This is a genomic window from Streptomyces sp. UW30, assembly GCF_008042075.1.
Classification (GTDB): Bacteria; Actinomycetota; Actinomycetes; order Streptomycetales; family Streptomycetaceae; genus Streptomyces.
This window is the reverse complement of sequence record NZ_RDBN01000053.1, coordinates 660,901-678,849: the sequence shown is the minus strand read 5'-3', so window position 1 is coordinate 678,849 and position 17,949 is coordinate 660,901. Positions and strand designations below refer to the sequence as shown.

The 17,949-nt window shown below is 68.1% G+C and carries 22 protein-coding genes, 1 tRNA gene, 1 pseudogene and 1 riboswitch; of the genes and pseudogenes, 16 read left to right on the top strand and 8 right to left on the bottom strand.

The features are described 5' to 3' along the window. The first annotated feature begins 20 nt into the window (after positions 1-20). From clpS to EAO75_RS37300, 7 genes are all read left to right on the top strand, one after another. Complete coding sequence (gene clpS, locus EAO75_RS37325) at positions 21-338, top strand: ATP-dependent Clp protease adapter ClpS (protein WP_147999548.1); 318 nt, start codon at positions 21-23, stop codon at positions 336-338. A 38-nt stretch (positions 339-376) separates the two neighbouring features. Continuing rightward, positions 377-985: a DUF2017 domain-containing protein gene (locus tag EAO75_RS37320; RefSeq protein ID WP_147999547.1), complete on the top strand. Its 609-nt coding sequence runs from the start codon at positions 377-379 to the stop codon at positions 983-985. 380 nt (positions 986-1,365) lie between these two features. Next, positions 1,366-2,805: an amino acid permease gene (locus EAO75_RS37315; protein WP_147999546.1), complete on the top strand. Its 1,440-nt coding sequence runs from the start codon at positions 1,366-1,368 to the stop codon at positions 2,803-2,805. A 156-nt stretch (positions 2,806-2,961) separates the two neighbouring features. Beyond that, on the top strand, positions 2,962-3,384 hold the full coding sequence (locus EAO75_RS37310; RefSeq protein WP_147999545.1) for a Mov34/MPN/PAD-1 family protein: 423 nt from the start codon (positions 2,962-2,964) through the stop codon (positions 3,382-3,384). Positions 3,385-3,464: 80 nt separating this feature from the next. Next, a complete protein-coding gene (locus tag EAO75_RS48355) occupies positions 3,465-3,560 on the top strand; it encodes a putative leader peptide (RefSeq protein ID WP_311737150.1) in 96 nt (31 codons plus the stop codon). Between the two features lie 84 nt (positions 3,561-3,644). Next, entirely contained in the window at positions 3,645-3,923 is a 279-nt protein-coding gene (locus EAO75_RS37305) for a MoaD/ThiS family protein (RefSeq protein WP_147999544.1), read from the top strand. A gap of 5 nt (positions 3,924-3,928) precedes the next feature. Beyond that, positions 3,929-4,879 (top strand): PLP-dependent cysteine synthase family protein, encoded by a 951-nt coding sequence (locus EAO75_RS37300; protein ID WP_147999543.1) that lies wholly within the window; start codon positions 3,929-3,931, stop codon positions 4,877-4,879. A gap of 13 nt (positions 4,880-4,892) precedes the next feature. On the opposite strand, the gene EAO75_RS37295 is transcribed toward EAO75_RS37300, so the two are convergent. Further along, positions 4,893-5,345 (bottom strand): type II toxin-antitoxin system PemK/MazF family toxin, encoded by a 453-nt coding sequence (locus EAO75_RS37295; RefSeq protein WP_147999542.1) that lies wholly within the window; start codon positions 5,343-5,345, stop codon positions 4,893-4,895. A gap of 275 nt (positions 5,346-5,620) precedes the next feature. Between EAO75_RS37295 and EAO75_RS37290 the strand changes: the two genes are divergently transcribed. Further along, positions 5,621-6,373: an MBL fold metallo-hydrolase gene (locus EAO75_RS37290; RefSeq protein WP_147999541.1), complete on the top strand. Its 753-nt coding sequence runs from the start codon at positions 5,621-5,623 to the stop codon at positions 6,371-6,373. 93 nt (positions 6,374-6,466) lie between these two features. On the opposite strand, the gene EAO75_RS37285 is transcribed toward EAO75_RS37290, so the two are convergent. After that, positions 6,467-7,720 (bottom strand): PTS transporter subunit EIIC, encoded by a 1,254-nt coding sequence (locus EAO75_RS37285; protein ID WP_147999540.1) that lies wholly within the window; start codon positions 7,718-7,720, stop codon positions 6,467-6,469. A 123-nt stretch (positions 7,721-7,843) separates the two neighbouring features. Continuing rightward, complete coding sequence (locus EAO75_RS37280; RefSeq protein WP_147999539.1) at positions 7,844-9,136, bottom strand: PTS transporter subunit EIIC; 1,293 nt, start codon at positions 9,134-9,136, stop codon at positions 7,844-7,846. Positions 9,137-9,287: 151 nt separating this feature from the next. Between EAO75_RS37280 and EAO75_RS37275 the strand changes: the two genes are divergently transcribed. The 4 genes from EAO75_RS37275 (at position 9,288) to rdgB (ending at position 11,553) form a co-directional block, all read left to right on the top strand. Then, positions 9,288-9,521 (top strand): glucose PTS transporter subunit EIIB, encoded by a 234-nt coding sequence (locus EAO75_RS37275; RefSeq protein WP_147999538.1) that lies wholly within the window; start codon positions 9,288-9,290, stop codon positions 9,519-9,521. 76 nt (positions 9,522-9,597) lie between these two features. After that, positions 9,598-10,353, top strand: a complete 756-nt coding sequence (gene rph, locus EAO75_RS37270) for a ribonuclease PH (RefSeq protein WP_147999537.1) — start codon at positions 9,598-9,600, stop codon at positions 10,351-10,353. Between the two features lie 145 nt (positions 10,354-10,498). Then, positions 10,499-10,903 carry a hypothetical protein gene (locus EAO75_RS37265; protein WP_147999536.1) on the top strand — a complete coding sequence of 135 codons (405 nt, stop codon included), beginning with the start codon at positions 10,499-10,501 and terminating at the stop codon, positions 10,901-10,903. A 47-nt stretch (positions 10,904-10,950) separates the two neighbouring features. Beyond that, the gene (gene rdgB, locus EAO75_RS37260) at positions 10,951-11,553 is read left to right on the top strand and encodes an RdgB/HAM1 family non-canonical purine NTP pyrophosphatase (RefSeq protein ID WP_147999535.1); all 603 of its coding nucleotides are present in this window, start codon (positions 10,951-10,953) and stop codon (positions 11,551-11,553) included. 59 nt (positions 11,554-11,612) lie between these two features. Here rdgB and EAO75_RS37255 read toward each other — a convergent pair. The 4 genes from EAO75_RS37255 to bcp form a co-directional block, all read right to left on the bottom strand. After that, positions 11,613-11,688 (bottom strand) — tRNA-Leu (locus EAO75_RS37255). Positions 11,689-11,711: 23 nt separating this feature from the next. Further along, on the bottom strand, positions 11,712-12,374 hold the full coding sequence (locus EAO75_RS37250; RefSeq protein WP_147999534.1) for an HNH endonuclease: 663 nt from the start codon (positions 12,372-12,374) through the stop codon (positions 11,712-11,714). Then, positions 12,371-13,012, bottom strand: a complete 642-nt coding sequence (locus tag EAO75_RS37245) for an HNH endonuclease signature motif containing protein (RefSeq protein ID WP_147999533.1) — start codon at positions 13,010-13,012, stop codon at positions 12,371-12,373. The genes EAO75_RS37250 and EAO75_RS37245 overlap by 4 nt, the downstream gene beginning before the upstream one ends. A 141-nt stretch (positions 13,013-13,153) precedes the next feature. Further along, the gene (gene bcp, locus EAO75_RS37240; RefSeq protein WP_147999532.1) at positions 13,154-13,621 is read right to left on the bottom strand and encodes a thioredoxin-dependent thiol peroxidase; all 468 of its coding nucleotides are present in this window, start codon (positions 13,619-13,621) and stop codon (positions 13,154-13,156) included. Positions 13,622-13,716: 95 nt separating this feature from the next. Between bcp and EAO75_RS37235 the strand changes: the two genes are divergently transcribed. The 3 genes from EAO75_RS37235 to EAO75_RS37225 all read left to right on the top strand — a co-directional run bounded on the left by EAO75_RS37235 (position 13,717) and on the right by EAO75_RS37225 (position 14,945). Beyond that, positions 13,717-14,046, top strand: coding sequence for a DUF3618 domain-containing protein (locus tag EAO75_RS37235; RefSeq protein WP_147999531.1), 330 nt, complete (start codon positions 13,717-13,719; stop codon positions 14,044-14,046). Between the two features lie 54 nt (positions 14,047-14,100). Continuing rightward, positions 14,101-14,457 carry a GroES family chaperonin gene (locus tag EAO75_RS37230; RefSeq protein ID WP_147999530.1) on the top strand — a complete coding sequence of 119 codons (357 nt, stop codon included), beginning with the start codon at positions 14,101-14,103 and terminating at the stop codon, positions 14,455-14,457. 62 nt (positions 14,458-14,519) lie between these two features. Further along, positions 14,520-14,590: riboswitch (guanidine-III (ykkC-III) riboswitch) on the top strand. A 34-nt stretch (positions 14,591-14,624) separates the two neighbouring features. Continuing rightward, the gene (locus EAO75_RS37225; protein ID WP_147999529.1) at positions 14,625-14,945 is read left to right on the top strand and encodes a DMT family transporter; all 321 of its coding nucleotides are present in this window, start codon (positions 14,625-14,627) and stop codon (positions 14,943-14,945) included. 10 nt (positions 14,946-14,955) lie between these two features. Here EAO75_RS37225 and EAO75_RS37220 read toward each other — a convergent pair whose 3' ends face one another. Continuing rightward, complete coding sequence (locus tag EAO75_RS37220) at positions 14,956-17,355, bottom strand: transglycosylase domain-containing protein (protein ID WP_147999528.1); 2,400 nt, start codon at positions 17,353-17,355, stop codon at positions 14,956-14,958. Positions 17,356-17,587: 232 nt separating this feature from the next. Here EAO75_RS37220 and EAO75_RS37215 point away from each other — a divergent pair. Continuing rightward, positions 17,588-17,949 (top strand): annotated as a pseudogene (locus EAO75_RS37215) (ABC transporter permease); the annotation flags it as partial.

The window sequence follows — 17,949 nt, the reverse complement described above, 5'->3', positions numbered from 1 at the left end:
CACCCCCCTCCGGTGGCAGCATGGGCACTGTGACGTCACCCGCTCCCGTAGAGATCGAACGCACCGAAACGGCGGAAGAGACCTTCGCCGTACCCGAGCCGGACGTCCCCTGGGTCACGATCGTGCACAACGACCCGGTCAACCTCATGAGCTATGTGACCTACGTCTTCCAGTCGTACTTCGGCTATCCCAAGGACAAGGCCACCAAGTTGATGCTCGACGTCCACCACAAGGGCCGGGCGGTCGTCTCCAGCGGTACCCGTGAGGAGATGGAACGCGACGTGCAGGCCATGCACGGCTACGGCCTGTGGGCCACCCTTCAGCACGACCGCAAATGACCCCTCGCCCGCAGGACCGGAAGTAGCGAATCGTCTCCATGCCAGGAACCTTCGAACCGCTCCCCGGCGGCGGCGCGGCCGTCGCCCTCGACGACGTCGAGATCTCCATCATCCGGTCGCTGGCCGTGCAGCTCCTGGAGCTCATCGGCCCCGGCCCCGCCGAAGACACCCCCGACGACCCGCTCGCCGAGCTGTTCGCCGAGGGCCCGAGCGAACCGCCGGCCGACCCGGTCCTCAAGCGCCTGTTCCCGGACGCCTACAGCGACCCCGAGGGCACCCCGCAGGCCAAGGAGGCCGAGGAGCAGCGCGCGTACTCCGCGGAGTTCCGCCGCTACACCGAGAACGACCTGCGGGCCGGCAAGCGTGAGAGCGCGCTCGCGGTGGTCCGCTCGCTCGACGCGCTCAGCACCTCCTCCGCCGGTGAGGGCGGCGCGGTGCTCAAGCTCTCCGTCGAGGAGTCCCAGCAGTGGCTCGGCGCCCTGAACGACCTGCGCCTGGCCATCGGCTCCCGGCTGGACATCACCGACGAGGACGACACCGACCTGCTCTACCGGCTCCCGGACGAGGACCCGCGCAAGCCGATGGTGATGGCGTACCTGTGGCTGGGAGGGCTCCAGGAGACGCTGGTCACGACGCTCATGCCGTAGAAAGCGGCCTTCTTGTGCCTGCTTGTGGCGATTTTGTGTTCGCTCAGCGGACGCTCAAATCCGGATAACGATCGTGTCACCGCCGCCGCCCCCTCTGGGGGGCGGCGATGTATTTGTCCGGTTCTTCCTGTGTGATGCGCCACAAGCGGCCCCGCCGATCATTGTTGCGGCCGTGATAAATCTTCACGACCGCCCGGCGAGCACCATCCGAATGTTCGGCCGGGTGCGCCACGTGGCCGACGGATCGTCGGCCTGGCACGAGCGAACCGGGGAAGCTCAGGCATGCCCCGAGTCCGCTCAGCTCCAGCAATCCGGGGGGATCGAGACCCGATCCGAGGCCGTCGAAGGCCAGGGTCGGCATGGAGAAAGGCGCACTACACATGACCTCTGCGAAGGTCACTGACGAGAAGGTCACGGGAGCCCCGGAAGAGGGGTACGAGCGGGGCCTGGGCAGCCGTCAGGTCCAGATGATCGCGATCGGCGGCGCCATCGGCGTCGGCCTGTTCATGGGCGCCGGAGCGAACATCGAGAAGGCCGGCCCCAGCATCATCCTCATGTACGCCCTCGCGGGCGTCGTCATCTTCTTCATCATGCGGGCCCTGGGCGAACTGCTCCTGTACCGGCCCGTCTCCGGCTCCTTCGCCGAGTACGCCCGCGAATTCCTCGGCCCCTTCTTCGGGTTCGTCACGGGCTGGACGTACTGGCTCATGTGGGTGGTCACCGGCATGGCCGAGCTCACGGCCGCCGCGATCTACATCCACTTCTGGTTCCCCGAGATCCCCCAGTGGGTCAGCGCCCTGGTGTTCCTGGTGGTGCTCTTCGGCGTCAACCTGATCTCCGTCAAGATCTTCGGCGAGGTCGAGTTCTGGTTCTCGATGATCAAGGTCACGGCCATCATCGGCATGATCGTCATCGGGCTCGGCGTGCTCACCCTCGGCTTCTCCGACGCCGGTGACACCGCTGCCGTCTCCAACCTCTGGTCGCACGACGGCTTCTTCCCGAACGGCATCGGCTCCAGCCTGATGACGCTCCAGGGCGTCATGTTCGCCTACCTCGCCGTCGAGCTGGTCGGCGTCACCGCGGGCGAGTCCGAGAACCCCGAGAAGACCCTGCCCAAGGCCATCAACACGCTGCCCTGGCGCATCATCGTCTTCTACGTCGGTGCGCTGCTGGTGATCCTCTCCGTCGTCAAGTGGACCGAGTTCACCGCGGGCGAGAGCCCGTTCGTCCACGCGTTCGGCAAGATCGGCATCCCGCTCGCCGCGGGCATCGTCAACTTCGTGGTGCTCACCGCGGCCCTGTCGTCCTGCAACTCGGGCATGTACTCGACCGGCCGGATGCTGCGCGACCTCGCCGCCAACAGCGAGGCCCCGCAGGCGTTCGGCAAGCTCAACTCCCGCAAGACGCCCGCCGTCGGCATCACGGTCTCCGTGGCGCTCATGGGCATCGGCGTCGTCCTGAACTACGTCGTCCCGGAGAAGGCGTTCACCTACGTCACCTCCGTGGCCACCGCGGCCGGCATCTGGACCTGGATGATGATCCTCGTCAGCCACATCCGCTACCGCGCCGCGGTCGACGCCGGCCGACTGCGTGCCTCGTCCTTCCCCGCTCCCGGCGGGGCGGTCTTCAGCTGGGTCGCACTCCTCTTCCTCGTCGGAGTGACCGGCATGATCGCGTACGACAAGGACGCGCGGGTCTGCCTGTACGTCGCGGCCGGCTGGGCCGTCGCCCTGGGCGTCGGCTGGGCGATCCTCAAGAGCCGCAACCCGCAGATCGCCGCTCGCGGCGGCGACGAGCCCGAGCTCGAAAAGGTCGGCTGACGCCAAGACCGTGGACGTCCGTCGCAGGGAGCACTCGTGGCGCTCCCTGCGGCCGCCGCTCAGGGCGTCCACACCCAGGACGTCCCCACGTCCGGCATGTGGGCCGCCCCGTACCAACCCTCGGTACGGGGCGGCCCTTTGCTTATCCTGGCGAACATGCTGACCATCACCCAGGCCCTCGTCGACCAGATCGTCGCCCACGCGCGCAAGGACCACCCCGACGAGGCGTGCGGCGTCGTCGCGGGCCCGGCCGGCTCGGACCGCCCCGAGCGTTTCATCCCGATGCTGAACGCGGCCATGTCGCCCACGTTCTACGAGTTCGACTCGGGCGACCTCCTCAAGCTCTACCGCGAGATGGACGACCGCGACGAGGAGCCCGTGGTCATCTACCACTCCCACACCGCCACCGAGGCCTACCCCTCGCGCACCGACATCTCCTACGCCAACGAGCCCGGCGCGCACTACGTCCTGGTCTCCACCGCCGACACCGACGGCCTCGGCGACTTCCAGTTCCGCTCCTTCCGGATCGTCGACGGCGAGGTGACGGAGGAGGAGGTCACGGTGGTGGAGGCGTACTGAATCCCACCATTCGGTCAGAATCCATCCAGCATGCGAGATCACACTCCAGGGCCGTGACAGGGAATCGATACGATGACCCCATGGTTCTGAACGACGTGAGCGACAAGGCGCCGAGCGTGCTGCTCGTGGCGCGGCTGCACGTCGACCTGTGCAGGCTGAACAGCGCCATCTGTTGATGTTCCTGCCGCCGTACGGCCGTGAGCCGCGGCGTGCCGTCGTGTGCCCATCGACCCCTTAACTCCCGACAGGAGCCCGCAACCATGGCCATCGAGGTCCGCATCCCCACCATCCTCCGCACCTACACCGACGGTCAGAAGGCGGTGGAGGGCAACGGGGACACCCTCGCCGAGCTGTTCACCGACCTCGAAACCCGGCATGCGGGCATCCAGGCCCGCATCGTGGACGCCGGCGAGCTGCGCCGCTTCGTCAACGTCTACCTGAACGACGAGGACGTCCGCTTCCTCGACGGCATCAACACCAAGCTGACCGACGGCGACAACGTCACGATCCTGCCGGCCGTGGCCGGCGGTATGGCCTGATCCACATGCGTTACGACTCCCCGCTCGCCGCGGTGGGCAACACCCCCCTGGTGTGCCTGCCGCGGTTGTCGCCGTCCGAGGACGTCCGCATCTGGGCCAAGCTGGAGGACCGCAACCCCACCGGCTCGGTCAAGGACCGCCCCGCCCTGCACATGATCGAGCAGGCGGAGAAGGACGGCCGCCTCACCCCGGGCTGCACGATCCTGGAGCCGACCAGCGGCAACACCGGCATCTCGCTGGCGATGGCGGCCAAGCTCAAGGGCTACCGCATGGTCTGCGTGATGCCCGAGAACACCTCGCAGGAGCGCCGGGACCTGCTCGGCATGTGGGGCGCGGAGATCATCCCCAGCCCCGCCGCGGGCGGTTCCAACACCGCCGTGCGGGTCGCCAAGGAGCTGTCGGCCGAGCACCCCGACTGGGTGATGCTCTACCAGTACGGCAACCCGGACAACGCGGGCGCGCACTACGCCACGACCGGCCCGGAGATCCTCGCCGACCTCCCCTCGGTCACCCACTTCGTCGCCGGCCTCGGCACCACCGGCACCCTGATGGGCGTCGGCCGCTTCCTGCGCGAGCACAAGCCGGACGTGAAGATCGTCGCGGCGGAACCGCGCTACGACGACCTCGTCTACGGCCTGCGCAACCTCGACGAGGGCTTCGTACCCGAGCTGTACGACGCCTCGGTCCTGACCACCCGCTTCTCGGTCGGCTCGGCCGACGCGGTCACCCGCACCCGCGAACTCCTCCAGCAGGAGGGCATCTTCGCGGGCATCTCCACCGGCGCCGCCCTGCACGCGGCGATCGGCGTCGGCAACAAGGCGCTGAAGGCGGGGGAGAGCGCGGACATCGTGTTCGTCGTCGCCGACGGCGGCTGGAAGTACCTCTCGACGGGCGTCTACACGGCGGCCACGACCGAGGAAGCGATCGAGACCCTCCGGGGCCAGCTCTGGGCGTGAGCGGCGCCCGGGCCTAAGTCGCGAGGTGGCGGACCTGGTCCCACACGGCCGGGTCCATCACCCCGACCCGCCGCCGGAAGTCGCACACCGGTACGTGCCGCAGCTCACCCGTCTCCAGGAAGCTCGCCCGGCCCCGGGTGTCCCCGACCGAGCCCGGCGGCAGCGGAATGACGCCGTACCGTTCGTCGCGGTACTTGCTGGTGATCTTCGCGACGGTCACCCGCTGCCCGCGCACCGCCAGCACCAGACACGGCCGGTCCTTTTCCCCCGGCCCGTCCTCGTACGGCACCTTCGCCCACCAGATCTCGGCGGGCTCCGGACGGGCCGACGCCCGCCGTCCCGGCCGACCTGGCGGTCGGGTCCGCCGGCCTCGGGGACGCCTGCCGCGCCCCCACCCGTCCACGAGCGTGGCGACCAGCGCGAGCAGTATCACCGCCGCGAGCGCGAGCCACCAGGACGTGTCCATGAGGACGAAGGTACCGGCGCGCACCCCCGCCCGCGCGCCTTCTTTCACTCCTGATCCCACCCCCGCCACCCCTGTGTGCGAGCGCTTCGTACGCACCTGCCGTTACACGCGCCCCATATCCAGCCGAACGCGTGACACCACAGGTGAGTTCGCCCACAAGTGACCTTTGCGGAGGAGCGACCGGAGGTTTTGCGCCTTACGCTCGACAAACCGCACGACCCCCGACGCCCCATTCCCGATCTTCTGGATTTCCCGCCAGCGGAGGTTTCTGTTTCATGAAGCTCACCGTCGTCGGCTGCTCGGGGTCGTTCCCGTCCGCGGAATCGGCCTGCTCGAGCTACCTCGTCGAGGCCGACGGCTTCCGGTTGCTTCTCGACATGGGCAACGGTGCCCTTGGCGAGCTGCAGCGCCACTGCGGTCTCTACGACCTCGACGCGATCTACCTCAGTCATCTGCACGCCGACCACTGCATCGACATGTGCGCGTACTTCGTCGCGCGCTACTACCGGCACGACGGCGGCCGCTGCGACCCGATCCCGGTCTACGGACCCGAGGGCACCGAGCAGCGCCTGACCACCGCCTACGCCGACACCCCCACCGCCTCGTCCATGAGCGAGGTCTTCGACTTCCACACGGTCAAGCCGTCCACCTTCGAGATCGGCCCCTTCACGGTGCACACCGAACGCGTGGCCCACCCGGTGGAGGCGTACGGCATCCGCATCGAGCACGGTGGAAAGACGCTGACCTATTCGGGCGACACGGGCATCAGCACCGCCCTGGACGAACTCGCCCGCGACGCGGACCTGTTCCTGTGCGAGGCCGCCTTCACGCACGGCAAGGAGAACATCCCCGACCTGCACCTCAACGGCCGTGAGGCGGGTCAGGCAGCGGCCCGCGCGGGCGCCCGCCGCCTCGTCCTCACCCACATCCCGCCGTGGACCGACCCCCAGGTCAATCTGGCCGACGCGCGTGAGGTCTACGACGGTCCGGTGGTGCTCGCGGCGCCGAGGCAGACGTACGAGATCTAGCCCGGCCACAGCAGCCGGTACGGGGTTCAGGCCCGTATGCGCGAGAAGGCCCCGGAACCGTCGCGGTTCCGGGGCCTTCGTGGTGCCGGGGGCCTACGCCTTGGTGAGGTCCTCGAGCTCCTCCTCGGGCTCACGGCCCGGGGTGGGGAGGTTCCACTTCGTGATGGCGAAGCGGAAGACGGAGTAGTAGATCGCGGCGAAGACGAGGCCGATCGGGATGATCAGCCATGGCTTGGTCGCCAGGTTCCAGTTGAGCGCGTAGTCGATGAAGCCCGCGGAGAAGGTGAAGCCCGCGTGGACGCCGAGCGCCCAGGTGATCGCCATCGACAGGGCGGTGAGCACCGCGTGGATCACGTACAGCACCGGCGCGATGAACATGAACGCGAACTCGATGGGCTCGGTGACGCCGGTGACGAAGGAGGTCAGGGCGAGCGAGATCATCATGCCCATCACGGCCTTGCGGCGCTCGGGGCGGGCGCAGTGGGCGATGGCGATGGCGGCGGCCGGCAGACCGAACATCATGATCGGGAAGAAGCCCGACATGAACTGACCGGCGGTCGGGTCACCCGCGAAGAAGCGGTTGAGGTCGCCGTGCACGATCTCACCGGCGGCGTCCTTGAAGTCACCGAGCTGGAACCAGGAGACGGTGTTCACGAACTGGTGCATGCCGACCGGGATCAGCGCGCGGTTGATCAGACCGAACAGACCAGCGCCGACGGCGCCGAGGCCGGTCATCCACTCGCCGAAGTCGGAGATGACCTCACCGATCGGCTCCCAGACCAGGCCGAAGAAGACGCCCATGACGGTGCCGACGAAGGCCATGATGATCGGGACCAGCCGGCGGCCGTTGAAGAAGCCGAGCCAGTCGACCAGCTTGGTGCGATGGAAGCGCTGCCACAGCACCGCGGCCAGCAGACCCATGATGATGCCGCCGAGGACACCGGGGTTGTTGTAGGTCGCGGCTATGTCCTCGCCGGCCTGCACCTTCGCCTCGGTGACCGGGAACGCCTTCAGTACGTTGCTGTAGACCAGGAAGCCGACCAGTCCGGCGAGCGCGGTCGAGCCGTCCGACTTCTTGGCGAAGCCGATCGCGACACCGATACAGAACAGCATCGGCAGGTTGTCGAAGATCGCGCCACCGGCGGTGGCGAACACGGCGGCGACCTTGTCCCAGCCGAGCCCGTCCTTGCCGAACACGTCGGCCTGGCCGAAGCGGAGCAGGAGACCCGCCGCCGGGAGCACGGCGATCGGGAGCTGAAGGCTGCGGCCGACCTTCTGAAGGCCCTGGAACAGGCCGGATCCCCACTTCTTTGTGGGGGCCGCCGTTGGCGAGGTGGCGGTGCTCATAGACTTCCTCCATCGGGTGGTGGTCTACACCACTSAGTGGTGTAGACCTGTTGTAGCACGATGAAGGTGAGATAAGGAACCCGCGATTCCCAAGGGTTTTCTGGACTGTTATCAAGCCCTTTTTCAGACCTTTGTGACGTCCTCGACCTGGTCCTCGGGCTCCCTGCCCGGAGTCCTGAGATCGAACTTCGTGATCGCGAAACGGAAGATCACGTAATAGACGACGGCGAAACACAGGCCGATCGGAATCATCGCCCACGGTCTCGTCGCCAGGTTCCAGTTGATGATGTAGTCGATCAGCCCGGCGGAGAAGCTGAACCCGTCGTGCACGCCCAGCCCCCAGGTCACCGCCATCGACACACCCGTCAGAACGGCGTGGACCGCGTACAGCAGGGGCGCCACGAAGAGGAACGAGTACTCGATCGGTTCCGTGATGCCGGTGACGAACGACGTCAGCGCCACCGACAGCATCAGGCCGCCGACCTCCTTGCGGCGGCTCGGTCTGGCGCAGTGGGTCATGGCGAGGGCCGCGGCCGGCAGGGCGAACATCATGATCGGGAAGAAGCCCGAGGTGAACTGACCGGCGGTCGGGTCGCCCGCGAGGAACATGTTGATGTCGCCGTGCACCACCGTGCCGTCCGGCTTGGTGAAGCTGCCGAACTGGAACCAGATGGGCACGTTCAGGAACTGGTGCAGGCCCACGACGAGAAGTGCGCGGTTCGCGATACCGAACACTCCCGCGCCCCAGGAACCCAGGTCGCTCATCCAGTCGCTGAAGCTCTCCAGCGCGTCACCGATCGGCGGCCACACCCACAGGCACAGCGCCGCGAACGCGATCGCCACGAACGCCATGATGATCGGCACCAGCCGGCGGCCGTTGAAGAAGCCGAGCCAGTCCACCAGCTTCGTACGGTGGTAGCGGGCCCAGAAGAACGCGGCCAGCAGGCCGATCACGATGCCGCCGAACACGCCGGGGTTCTGGTACTCGAAGACGGTCACCGTGCCGTCCTGCACCTGGCAGCCGACGTTCGGGACCGCCTTCGAGCCCTCGGGGCAGTCCTCCGGGAACTGGCGCAGCACGTTGTAGTAGACGAGGAACCCCGCGACCGCCGCCAGCGCCGTCGAGCCGTCGGACTTCTTCGCCATGCCGATGGCCACACCCACGCAGAACAGCAGCGGCAGTCCGAGCGAACCGTCGAGCAGCGCGCCGCCCGCGCCCACCATCACCCTGGAGACGTCGGTCCAGCCGAGTCCCTCGTCCCCGAACACGTCCGGCTGGCCAAGGCGGTTGAGGATGCCGGCGGCCGGCAGCACGGCGATGGGGAGCTGGAGGCTGCGGCCCATCTTCTGCAGGCCCTGGAACGCGGTGTTCCAGCGAGCGCGCGCGGGGCTGATGGCGGAGCTGTCGGCACTCATGGACGCCCCTCGGTAAGGTGGTGTAGACCAGTTGTTCGGACGGTTCCGCTGTCGTGAACGCCATCCTTCGGCAGGGACGACATGACCGCTCGCGAAGATGGGCCAACTGTGGGTTACTGCGACAAAGCGGTTCGGATCAGGGAGAAGGAACATGGCCAGCAAGGCTGAGAAGATCGTCGCCGGGCTCGGTGGCATCGACAACATCGAGGAGATCGAGGGCTGCATCACCCGGCTGCGCACCGAGGTCAGCGACCCCTCGCTGGTCGACGAGGCCGCCCTGAAGGCCGCCGGCGCCCATGGCGTCGTGAAGATGGGCACCGCCATCCAGGTCGTCATCGGTACCGACGCCGACCCGATCGCGGCGGAGATCGAAGACCTGATGTGAGCCTGCGCGCTCACCGAACGGGGCCCCTTCCCACAGCGGGAGGGGCCCCTTCCGTATCTGGGGCTAGGCTCACGCCATGGCAGCTACCTCCTCAACTCCTCGAATCGACGGCCGCACCCCCGAACAGCTCCGCACGGTCACCATCGAACGTGCCTGGAGCAAGCACGCGGAGGGCTCCGTCCTCGTCTCCTTCGGCGACACGAAGGTCCTGTGCACCGCCTCCTTCACCGAAGGCGTCCCGCGTTGGCGCAAGGGCAGTGGCGAGGGCTGGGTCACCGCGGAGTACGCCATGCTGCCCCGCGCCACCAACACCCGCGGCGACCGCGAGTCCGTCCGGGGCAAGATCGGGGGCCGTACGCACGAGATCAGCCGCCTCATCGGCCGCTCTCTGCGCGCGGTCATCGACTACAAGGCGCTCGGCGAGAACACGATCGTCCTCGACTGCGACGTCCTCCAGGCCGACGGCGGCACCCGCACGGCCGCCATCACCGGCGCCTACGTCGCCCTCGCGGACGCCGTCTCCTGGGCCCAGGGCAAGAAGCTGATCAAGCCCGGCCGCAAGCCGCTCACCGGCACGGTCAGCGCCGTCTCGGTCGGCATCGTCGGCGGCGTACCCCTCCTCGACCTCTGCTACGTGGAGGACGTGAAGGCCGACACCGACATGAACGTCGTCTGCACCGGCGACGGCCGCTTCGTCGAGGTCCAGGGAACCGCCGAGGCCGAGCCGTTCGCCCGCGAGGAGCTCAACGCCCTTTTGGACCTTGCCGTTTCGGGGTGCGGGGAGCTGGCCGAGGTCCAGCGCAAGGCGCTTGATACCGTCCTCGAAAAGTAAAGGCCACACCAAGAAGAGCCAGGCCCTCGGGCAACCACGCCGCCTTCCCCGGCGTCACTAGGGGTACGGGCGCACGGCTCACCGCTGTGCGCTCGGCCAGTGAAACGGGGGCCTGCGAGGCCTGGGCAGGGAGGGAACGTCAAGCATGGCCACGAGCCGACGACGCCGGAGCCGTATCGCCATAGCCGCCGCAGCCATCGCGGCAGTCGGGCTGACGGCGGGGCTGACCACCGGCTGCGACGCCGTCAACAAGGCGCTGGACTGCGTCCAGACCGCCGACGCCATCGCCGACAGCGTCACGGAACTCCAGCAGGCCGTGGAGAGCGCCGCGAACGACCCGACGCAGCTGGAGGAGTCCCTGACCTCCATCGACAAGAACCTCGACAAGATCGGCGACAAGACCGACAACACCGACGTCAACAAGGCCGTGGACGACCTTCAGCAGGCCGTCACCAACGTGCGGGACGCCGTGAAGAACGGCGACGAGACGCCGGACATCAGCCCGGTCACCGACGCGGCGGGCGAGCTGACCAAGGTCTGTACGCCGTAACACCCGCGACGGGTAAGCGCAGTGGCGAGGCCGGGATACTGGTCCCCATGACCCGCCTCATCCTCGCCACCCGTAACGCCGGAAAGATCACCGAGCTCCGGGCGATCCTCGCCGACGCAGGTCTCCCTCACGACCTCGTCGGCGCGGACGCGTACCCGGAGATTCCCGACGTCAAGGAAACCGGCGTCACCTTCGCCGAGAACGCGCTGCTCAAGGCCCACGCCCTGGCACAGGCGACCGGACTGCCCGCTGTCGCCGACGACTCCGGGCTGTGCGTCGATGTGCTCAACGGCGCCCCCGGCATCTTCTCCGCCCGCTGGGCCGGCCGACACGGCGACGACAAGGCCAACCTGGACCTGCTCCTGGCCCAGCTGGGCGACATCGACGACGCACATCGGGGGGCGCACTTCGCGTGCGCAGCGGCGCTGGCGTTGCCGGACGGGACGGAGCGGGTGGTCGAGGGGCAATTGCGGGGGGTGCTACGGCATACACCGGCAGGGACGGGCGGCTTCGGCTACGACCCGATCCTCCAGCCGGAGGGCGAGACCCGCACCTGCGCCGAGCTGACGCCGGAGGAGAAGAACGCGATCAGCCATCGAGGGAAGGCGTTCAGGGCGTTGGTGCCGGTGATGAGGGAGCTGTTGGGCTGAGGCAAGGCACGCAAGAACGCCGAAGGGCGCGGCGCCCGTGGGGAGCCGCGCCCTGAAGGTGGGGCCGACGAGACTCGAACTCGCACTGTCCACTACCTAAAAGTGGTGCCTCCTGCCAAATTGGGCTACGGCCCCACGTACATCTTACTGGTACTCGGTCACGGCCTGCTGCCTCCCCTGCACCATGTGCTGGTGATCGCGTGACAGTTGGGGCACAGTAATCGCAGGTTCTCGCGCCGGTCGTCGCTCCAGTCCCCGTTGATGTGATCGACCTCCAGCGTCATGGGCGAGCCGAGCCACTCCGGTCCGGTTCCGCACTCGGCGCACTCCTCGGGCATGCCTACTTCCAGGAGCGCCCTGCGGAGCAGATGGGTTCTCGTTCGACGGGTGCCGTCGTGCTGGACCAGGATGTCCCCGGCGCGCCTGAGCGGCGTGGTGCCCGGGCCGCCGCGTTGATGTGCCTGCCCCAGGAAGTGGGTGGTGTCGAGAGCGTCCTCGGTCACCCAGCAGCGGAGCTGAGCCCGCAACCTGGTGTTGTAGGGCTCCATCCCCAGCGCGCGGAGCGTACCCGCGATGGAAGTTGCTCCTTCGACCGCTCCGCGCAACTCGTCGGCGGTCGGTCTTGTGGATGCTGCCCTCGCTCGCCTCTGACGGGACATGTGCGAGACGTCGATCCCGAAATGATCGAAGCGCCGGAACAGATGGAGGCGCAGTTGGCCGTACGGGCGGGTGCCGAAGAAGGCGATGACCTCGTCAATGTCGGAGCACCGCGCGGCGGCTTCGGTCAGTCGTTCCCGCGTGTATCGCCCGCCGCTGCTCATGAAGCCCTGCCTTTGCCGCGACCCCGGTAACTGTCCGTTGTCGAATGGCAGTTGGGGCACAGGAACCGCAGGTTCTCGATGCGGTTGTCCCGCCAGTTGCCGTCGATGTGGTCGATCTCCAGTGGGAGGGGGCGCCCTCGCCAGACCGCGTCGGTTCCGCACCTGGCGCATCGCTCCGGCATGCCAGTCGCCGTCATCGCCCATCTGAGCCGATCACTCGSGATGCGCCGCGCCTGGCCGACCGGCTGCTCGACAAGCAGAGCCTCTGGCGTTCGGGGGCGCCAGACCTTTCCCCGCTGCGTCGGAACCTGGAAGTGAGAAACGTCGATGCCGTAAGCCTTGATCCGTCGGCTGATGTGCGTGTGATGCCCGCCCACCACCTCAAGCTCGAGACGTCGCAGCACCTCGCACATGTTCGTCGACGTCGAAACCGCCTCCTGAAGCATCTCCCGCGTCCACTTCACCCCCTCCCGCTCGAAGTGCGAGATGTCCACCCCCAGCATCTTCATCCGCTCCCGCACGTACCGTCGGGTCGAACTCTTCGGATCCACCCCCAACCTCCCCAACGCCTCCGACAACGTCCGCGCCCCCAGAGCCGCCTCCTCCAGCCGCTCCTTGCTGTACGCGCTGGTCCCCATGCGAACCCCTCCGTTCTCGACCACCCGTTCGTGATCTCGTACGGAGTAACGAACCGCTTATCGGACAGTCACGCCCGAAATGCAAGACGGCCCGGACCGGGTCTCCCCGGTCCGGGCCGCTTTCGGCTGACGAGAGTCGCGTCAGATGCCCAGATCCTTGATGATCTTCGCCACGTGGCCGGTCGCCTTGACGTTGTACAGCGCCCGCTCGACCTTGCCGTCCTCGTCCACGATCACGGTCGAGCGGATGACGCCCACGACCGTCTTGCCGTAGAGCTTCTTCTCGCCGAAGGCGCCGTAGGCCTCCAGGACCTTCTTGTCCGGGTCGCCCACCAGCGTGACCTTCAGGGACTCCTTCTCGCGGAACTTGGCGAGCTTCTCCGGCTTGTCCGGGGAGACGCCGATGACGTCGTATCCGGCGCCGGCCAGCAGCTCCAGGTTGTCCGTGAAGTCGCAGGCCTGCTTGGTGCAGCCGGGTGTCAGGGCGGCCGGGTAGAAGTACACGATGACCTTGCGGCCCTTGTGGTCCGACAGGGACACCTCGTGGCCGTCGGCGTCGGGCAGGGTGAAGGCGGGGGCCACGTCCCCCGGCTGGAGTCGCTCGCTCATCGAACCAGCGTAACCGGGGAGCCTGACAGTGCGGTCCGGCGTTGAGCTGACAGACTGTCCGGAAACAGCATCAGCTTCACTTCGGAGGCCGTACGGTGGCGGACACGTCGGACACCAGAACACCGGCGCAGATCGAGGCGGACATCAAATCCCGCCGCGCAGCGCTGGCCGAGACGCTCGACGAGATCGGGGTGCGGGTGCACCCCAGGACGATCGTCGGCGACGCCAAGGCCAAGGTCGTCTCGAACATCGACCACACGCTCGGGCGGGCCTATGTCGAGGTCAACCGGGCCGTGAGCGGTGTGACGGCCAAGTTCACCGACGAGGAGGGCGCGCCCCGCCTGGAGCGCATCGTGCCCGTCGCGCTCGTCGCCGTCGGCCTCGTGGGGCTGCTGGCCCTGGGCACCCGGCGCCGCAGGGGCTGAGCGGCGGCGGACCCGACGGCGTACGCAGGCGGCGGAGGCAGGTAGGTTCACAGCGTGAGCGCCAAGAAAAACGAGCACAGCACCCACCACGACAAGCTGCCCATCCGGATGCTGCACGACCGAGTACTCGTGCGGCAGGACACCACCGAGGGTGAGCGGCGTTCGGGTGGCGGCATCCTGATCCCCGCCACCGCGGCCGTCGGCCGCCGGCTGGCCTGGGCCGAGGTCGTCGCGGTGGGACAGAACGTCCGGACCGTGGAGCCCGGCGACCGGGTCCTGTACGACCCGGAGGACCGGGCCGAGGTCGAGGTGCGTGGGGTCGCGTACGTGCTCATGCGCGAGCGTGATCTGCACGCCGTGGCCGCCGACCGTTTCGAGGGGTCGGAGGATTCGACCGGGCTCTACCTGTAGCTCGCGCTACCTCCGGTTCGACGGTTCGAGGGGCTGGTGACCATCGTCACCAGCCCCTTTTGCCGCTTCCTTGCTAGCTTTGAAGGAACCCGACGAGACGCGCCGTACCGGGCACAGGCAAAGACGACGCACCCCGTTCCACGTCGTACGTCTCGGAGGTGCCTGTCATGGCCTGGGTTCTGCTCATCGTCGCCGGTCTGCTCGAGGTCGGCTGGTCGATCGGTATGAAGTACACCGACGGATTCACCCGGCTCGTCCCCAGCCTGTTCACCGGCGCGGGCATCGTCGCCAGCATGCTGCTGCTGTCCTACGCCGCGAAGTCCCTGCCCATCGGTACCGCCTACGGCGTGTGGGTGGGCATCGGTGCGGCCGGTGCGGCGGTGGTCGGCATGGTGGCGCTCGGGGAGCCCGCCACCGCCGCGCGGATCTTCTTCGTCTGCCTGCTGCTGGTCGCCGTGGTGGGGCTCAAGGCGACCAGCGGTCACTGAGCCCGGGCGCTCACGGCCGGCGGGTCGTGCTCAGCGTCCCGGCCGTGTTTCCGGACGTCCCTCCGCCTCCACCGGTGTCGGTCCCGCCGGTGGAGCTGTCCCCGCCCGTGGTGCCGCCGGTGTCCGTACCGCCGATGTCCGTACCGCCCGAGTCCGTGCCGCCGTCGGTGGTGCCTCCGTCGGTGGTGCCGCCGGTGTCCGTGCCACCCGAGTCCGTGCCGCCGTCCGTCGTGCCCCCGTCCGTGGTGCCGCCGGTCGTGTCGCCCGTGGTGCCGCCGTCCGTCTGGCCCGGGGTCTCGCCCCCGGTCTGGCCCTCGGTGTCCTGGCCGCCGGTCGTCGTCGCGCCGGTGGTGCCGCCGTCGTCCTCGTCGCCGGTGTCCTCGTCACCCTCGGTCGGGTCGGTCGTCGGGTACTGGGGCACGTCGGCGCCCTGCTGGAGCTCCAGGTCGAATTCGCTGACCGGCTTGCCCTTCAGGGCGTCCTTGGTGAACTGGGCCCAGATGTCGGTGGGCGCCCCGCCGCCGTTGATGCGGTTCAGCCCCATCACGCCGTACAGCGACTTGTGTTTGGCCGTGACCGGGTCCTGGCCCATGACGGAGACGACGGTGGCGAGATCCGGGGTGTAGCCGGCGAACCAGGCGGCGGTGTCCTCCTCGGCCGTACCGGTCTTGCCCGCCGCGGGCCGGCCGGCGGCCAGGGCGGCGGTGGCGGTGCCGCTGTCGACGACGCTCTGCAGGACGGAGGTCGTCGTGTCGGCGGCCTCGCGGCTGATGACCTGGGAGGTCTTGCGCTCGGGCAGCTCGACGACGTCGGCGCCGTCCTTGGTGATCTTCTCGATCATCGTGTACGTGCCGTGCTTGCCGTGGTTGGCGAGCGTCGCGTAGGCCTCCGCCATGTCGAGGACGCTGGCCGTGGCGGTGCCGAGGGCGATCGACGGGTACGGCTGGAGGTCGGGGGTGTTGGAGGGGAGGCCGAGCTCGATCGCGGTGTCCTTCACCTTCTCCGGGTCCACGTCGACGGCCATCTGCGCGTACACCGAGTTGACGGAGTCGTTGGTGGCGGTGCGGACGCTGATGTCGCCGTAGGAGTGCTGGTCCTCGTTCTCGGGGGCGTAGGTGCCGTTCCAGCCCTGCACCGGGCGCTCGTTGGTGCCGTCGTAGATCGTGTTCGGGGTGATCTGGCGGCCGTCCTGCGTGGTCGAGTCGTTCTCCACGGCCGAGGTGAACACGAACGGCTTGAACGTGGAGCCGACCTGGAAGTCCCGGCGGGTGGCGTTCGGGGTGTACTGCTTGACGTAGTCGATGCCGTTGTACATCGCGACGACCTTGCCGGTCTTCGGGTCGACGGAGGCGCCGCCCGCGCGGACGTAGTTGTCGACCTTGTTGTTCTTCTTGTCCAGCTTGGAGATCAGCTGGTCGTTGACCGCGTCGACGAACGCGTTCTGCTTGTCCTTCTGGAGGGTGGTGGTGACGCGGTAGCCGCCGGCCTCCAGGTCCTCCGCGCTGACGATCTTGTTCTTGGTCAGATAGTCCTTGACGATCTGCACGATGTAACCGCGCTGACCGGACAGGTTGGTGGAGGTCGAGGCCTCCTTCGGCATCGGGAACTTCATGCCGGCCCGCTTGCTCTCGCTGAGCCAGCCCTTGGTGACCATGCCGTCCAGGACGTAGTTCCAGCGGGCCACCGCCGCGGCCTTGTTCTCGGGGTGGGCGACGACGTCGTACTCGCTCGGCGCGTTGACCAGCGCGGCCAGATAGGCGGCGCGGGCCGGGTCGAGGCTCTTGGCGTCCGTGCCGTAGTAGGCCTGGGCGGCGGCCTGGATGCCGTACGCGTTGCGGCCGAAGAAGCTGGTGTTGAGGTAGCCCTCGAGGATCTCGGCCTTGGTCTTCTCGCGATCCAGCTTGATCGCGATGATGAACTCCTTCGCCTTGCGGGTGACGGACTGCTCCTGGCGCAGGTAGTAGTTCTTCACGTACTGCTGGGTGATCGTGGAGCCGGACTGCTTGCCCTTGCCGGTGGCCGTGTTCCAGGCGGCCCGCAGCATCGCCTTGGGGTCGACGGCGGACTCGCTGTAGAAGTCCCGGTCCTCGGCGGCCAGGATCGCGTGCTGGGCGTCCTTGGACATGTGCGCGAGCGAGACGTTCTCCCGGTTGACCTGGCCGTCGCGGGCGATCACCGAGCCGTCCGCGTACATGTAGACGTTGGCCTGCTTCGTCGCGAGCGCGTTGGCCGGCGGGATCTTGACCAGGGAGTAGCCGAGGAAGAACAGGCCGACGACCAGCAGCGTGCCGATGACGAAGGTGCCCAGCACCATCCGCCAGGTCGGGATGATCCGCCGCCAGCCCGTCCTCTTCGGCCGCTTGGCCTTCCCGTTCGGCGCTTGCGCCTGTGACTGCGGCTCGTCGCTCATCTCGTGCACGGACTCCTGTTTCGCGTCGTACGTTCCCGTACGCCCTCGTACGCCTACTGCGCCCCCATTGAAGACTCTCGTATCGGGCGCTCCGTTCCCGGAAAACGCGCGTGTCATCGGAAAGTGACCGGACTCTCGCGCCGGGTACCCGGAAATTGGCTGGCAGCCCCGCTTGCGCGCGCACTAGGCTCCTGCGCTTCGGTGCCGGGCGCGGGCGAGGAGGGCTGTGGATGTGGGCTCCGGGCGGTTGTATCTGACCGTCGCGGCAGGCGGCTTCCGAAGGTATGCGACCTATCGGATCGCCACCGCGGCCGGGGTGTTCACCAACACCGTCTTCGGCGTGATCCTCGTCTACACCTACCTCGCGCTGTGGCACGAGAAGCCCCATCTCGGCGGGTACGACCAGGCGCAGGCCGTCACCTACGTGTGGCTGGGCCAGTGCCTGTACGCGACGCTCGCCATCCAGGGCGGCGGCGCCGAGAAGGACCTCATGGAGCGCATCCGCACCGGCGAGATCGCCGTCGACCTGTACAGGCCGGCCGATCTCCAACTCTGGTGGCTGGCGGGGGACATGGGGCGGGCGCTGTTCCAGAT

What these genes read in the sequence shown, in the direction of transcription:
- EAO75_RS37220 (WP_147999528.1), bottom strand. Translation starts at nt 17,355, where the DNA reads ATGAGCGACGAGCCGCAGTCACAGGCGCAAGCGCCGAACGGGAAGGCC.
- EAO75_RS37250 (WP_147999534.1), bottom strand. Translation starts at nt 12,374, where the DNA reads ATGAGCAGCGGCGGGCGATACACGCGGGAACGACTGACCGAAGCCGCC.
- EAO75_RS37300 (WP_147999543.1), top strand. Translation starts at nt 3,929, where the DNA reads ATGCGTTACGACTCCCCGCTCGCCGCGGTGGGCAACACCCCCCTGGTG.
- clpS (WP_147999548.1), top strand. Translation starts at nt 21, where the DNA reads ATGGGCACTGTGACGTCACCCGCTCCCGTAGAGATCGAACGCACCGAA.
- EAO75_RS37265 (WP_147999536.1), top strand. Translation starts at nt 10,499, where the DNA reads ATGGCCACGAGCCGACGACGCCGGAGCCGTATCGCCATAGCCGCCGCA.
- EAO75_RS37290 (WP_147999541.1), top strand. Translation starts at nt 5,621, where the DNA reads ATGAAGCTCACCGTCGTCGGCTGCTCGGGGTCGTTCCCGTCCGCGGAA.
- EAO75_RS48355 (WP_311737150.1), top strand. Translation starts at nt 3,465, where the DNA reads ATGGTTCTGAACGACGTGAGCGACAAGGCGCCGAGCGTGCTGCTCGTG.
- EAO75_RS37285 (WP_147999540.1), bottom strand. Translation starts at nt 7,720, where the DNA reads ATGAGCACCGCCACCTCGCCAACGGCGGCCCCCACAAAGAAGTGGGGA.
- EAO75_RS37280 (WP_147999539.1), bottom strand. Translation starts at nt 9,136, where the DNA reads ATGAGTGCCGACAGCTCCGCCATCAGCCCCGCGCGCGCTCGCTGGAAC.
- EAO75_RS37295 (WP_147999542.1), bottom strand. Translation starts at nt 5,345, where the DNA reads ATGGACACGTCCTGGTGGCTCGCGCTCGCGGCGGTGATACTGCTCGCG.
- EAO75_RS37315 (WP_147999546.1), top strand. Translation starts at nt 1,366, where the DNA reads ATGACCTCTGCGAAGGTCACTGACGAGAAGGTCACGGGAGCCCCGGAA.
- EAO75_RS37310 (WP_147999545.1), top strand. Translation starts at nt 2,962, where the DNA reads ATGCTGACCATCACCCAGGCCCTCGTCGACCAGATCGTCGCCCACGCG.
- rph (WP_147999537.1), top strand. Translation starts at nt 9,598, where the DNA reads ATGGCAGCTACCTCCTCAACTCCTCGAATCGACGGCCGCACCCCCGAA.
- EAO75_RS37305 (WP_147999544.1), top strand. Translation starts at nt 3,645, where the DNA reads ATGGCCATCGAGGTCCGCATCCCCACCATCCTCCGCACCTACACCGAC.
- EAO75_RS37225 (WP_147999529.1), top strand. Translation starts at nt 14,625, where the DNA reads ATGGCCTGGGTTCTGCTCATCGTCGCCGGTCTGCTCGAGGTCGGCTGG.
- EAO75_RS37275 (WP_147999538.1), top strand. Translation starts at nt 9,288, where the DNA reads ATGGCCAGCAAGGCTGAGAAGATCGTCGCCGGGCTCGGTGGCATCGAC.
- bcp (WP_147999532.1), bottom strand. Translation starts at nt 13,621, where the DNA reads ATGAGCGAGCGACTCCAGCCGGGGGACGTGGCCCCCGCCTTCACCCTG.
- EAO75_RS37320 (WP_147999547.1), top strand. Translation starts at nt 377, where the DNA reads ATGCCAGGAACCTTCGAACCGCTCCCCGGCGGCGGCGCGGCCGTCGCC.
- rdgB (WP_147999535.1), top strand. Translation starts at nt 10,951, where the DNA reads ATGACCCGCCTCATCCTCGCCACCCGTAACGCCGGAAAGATCACCGAG.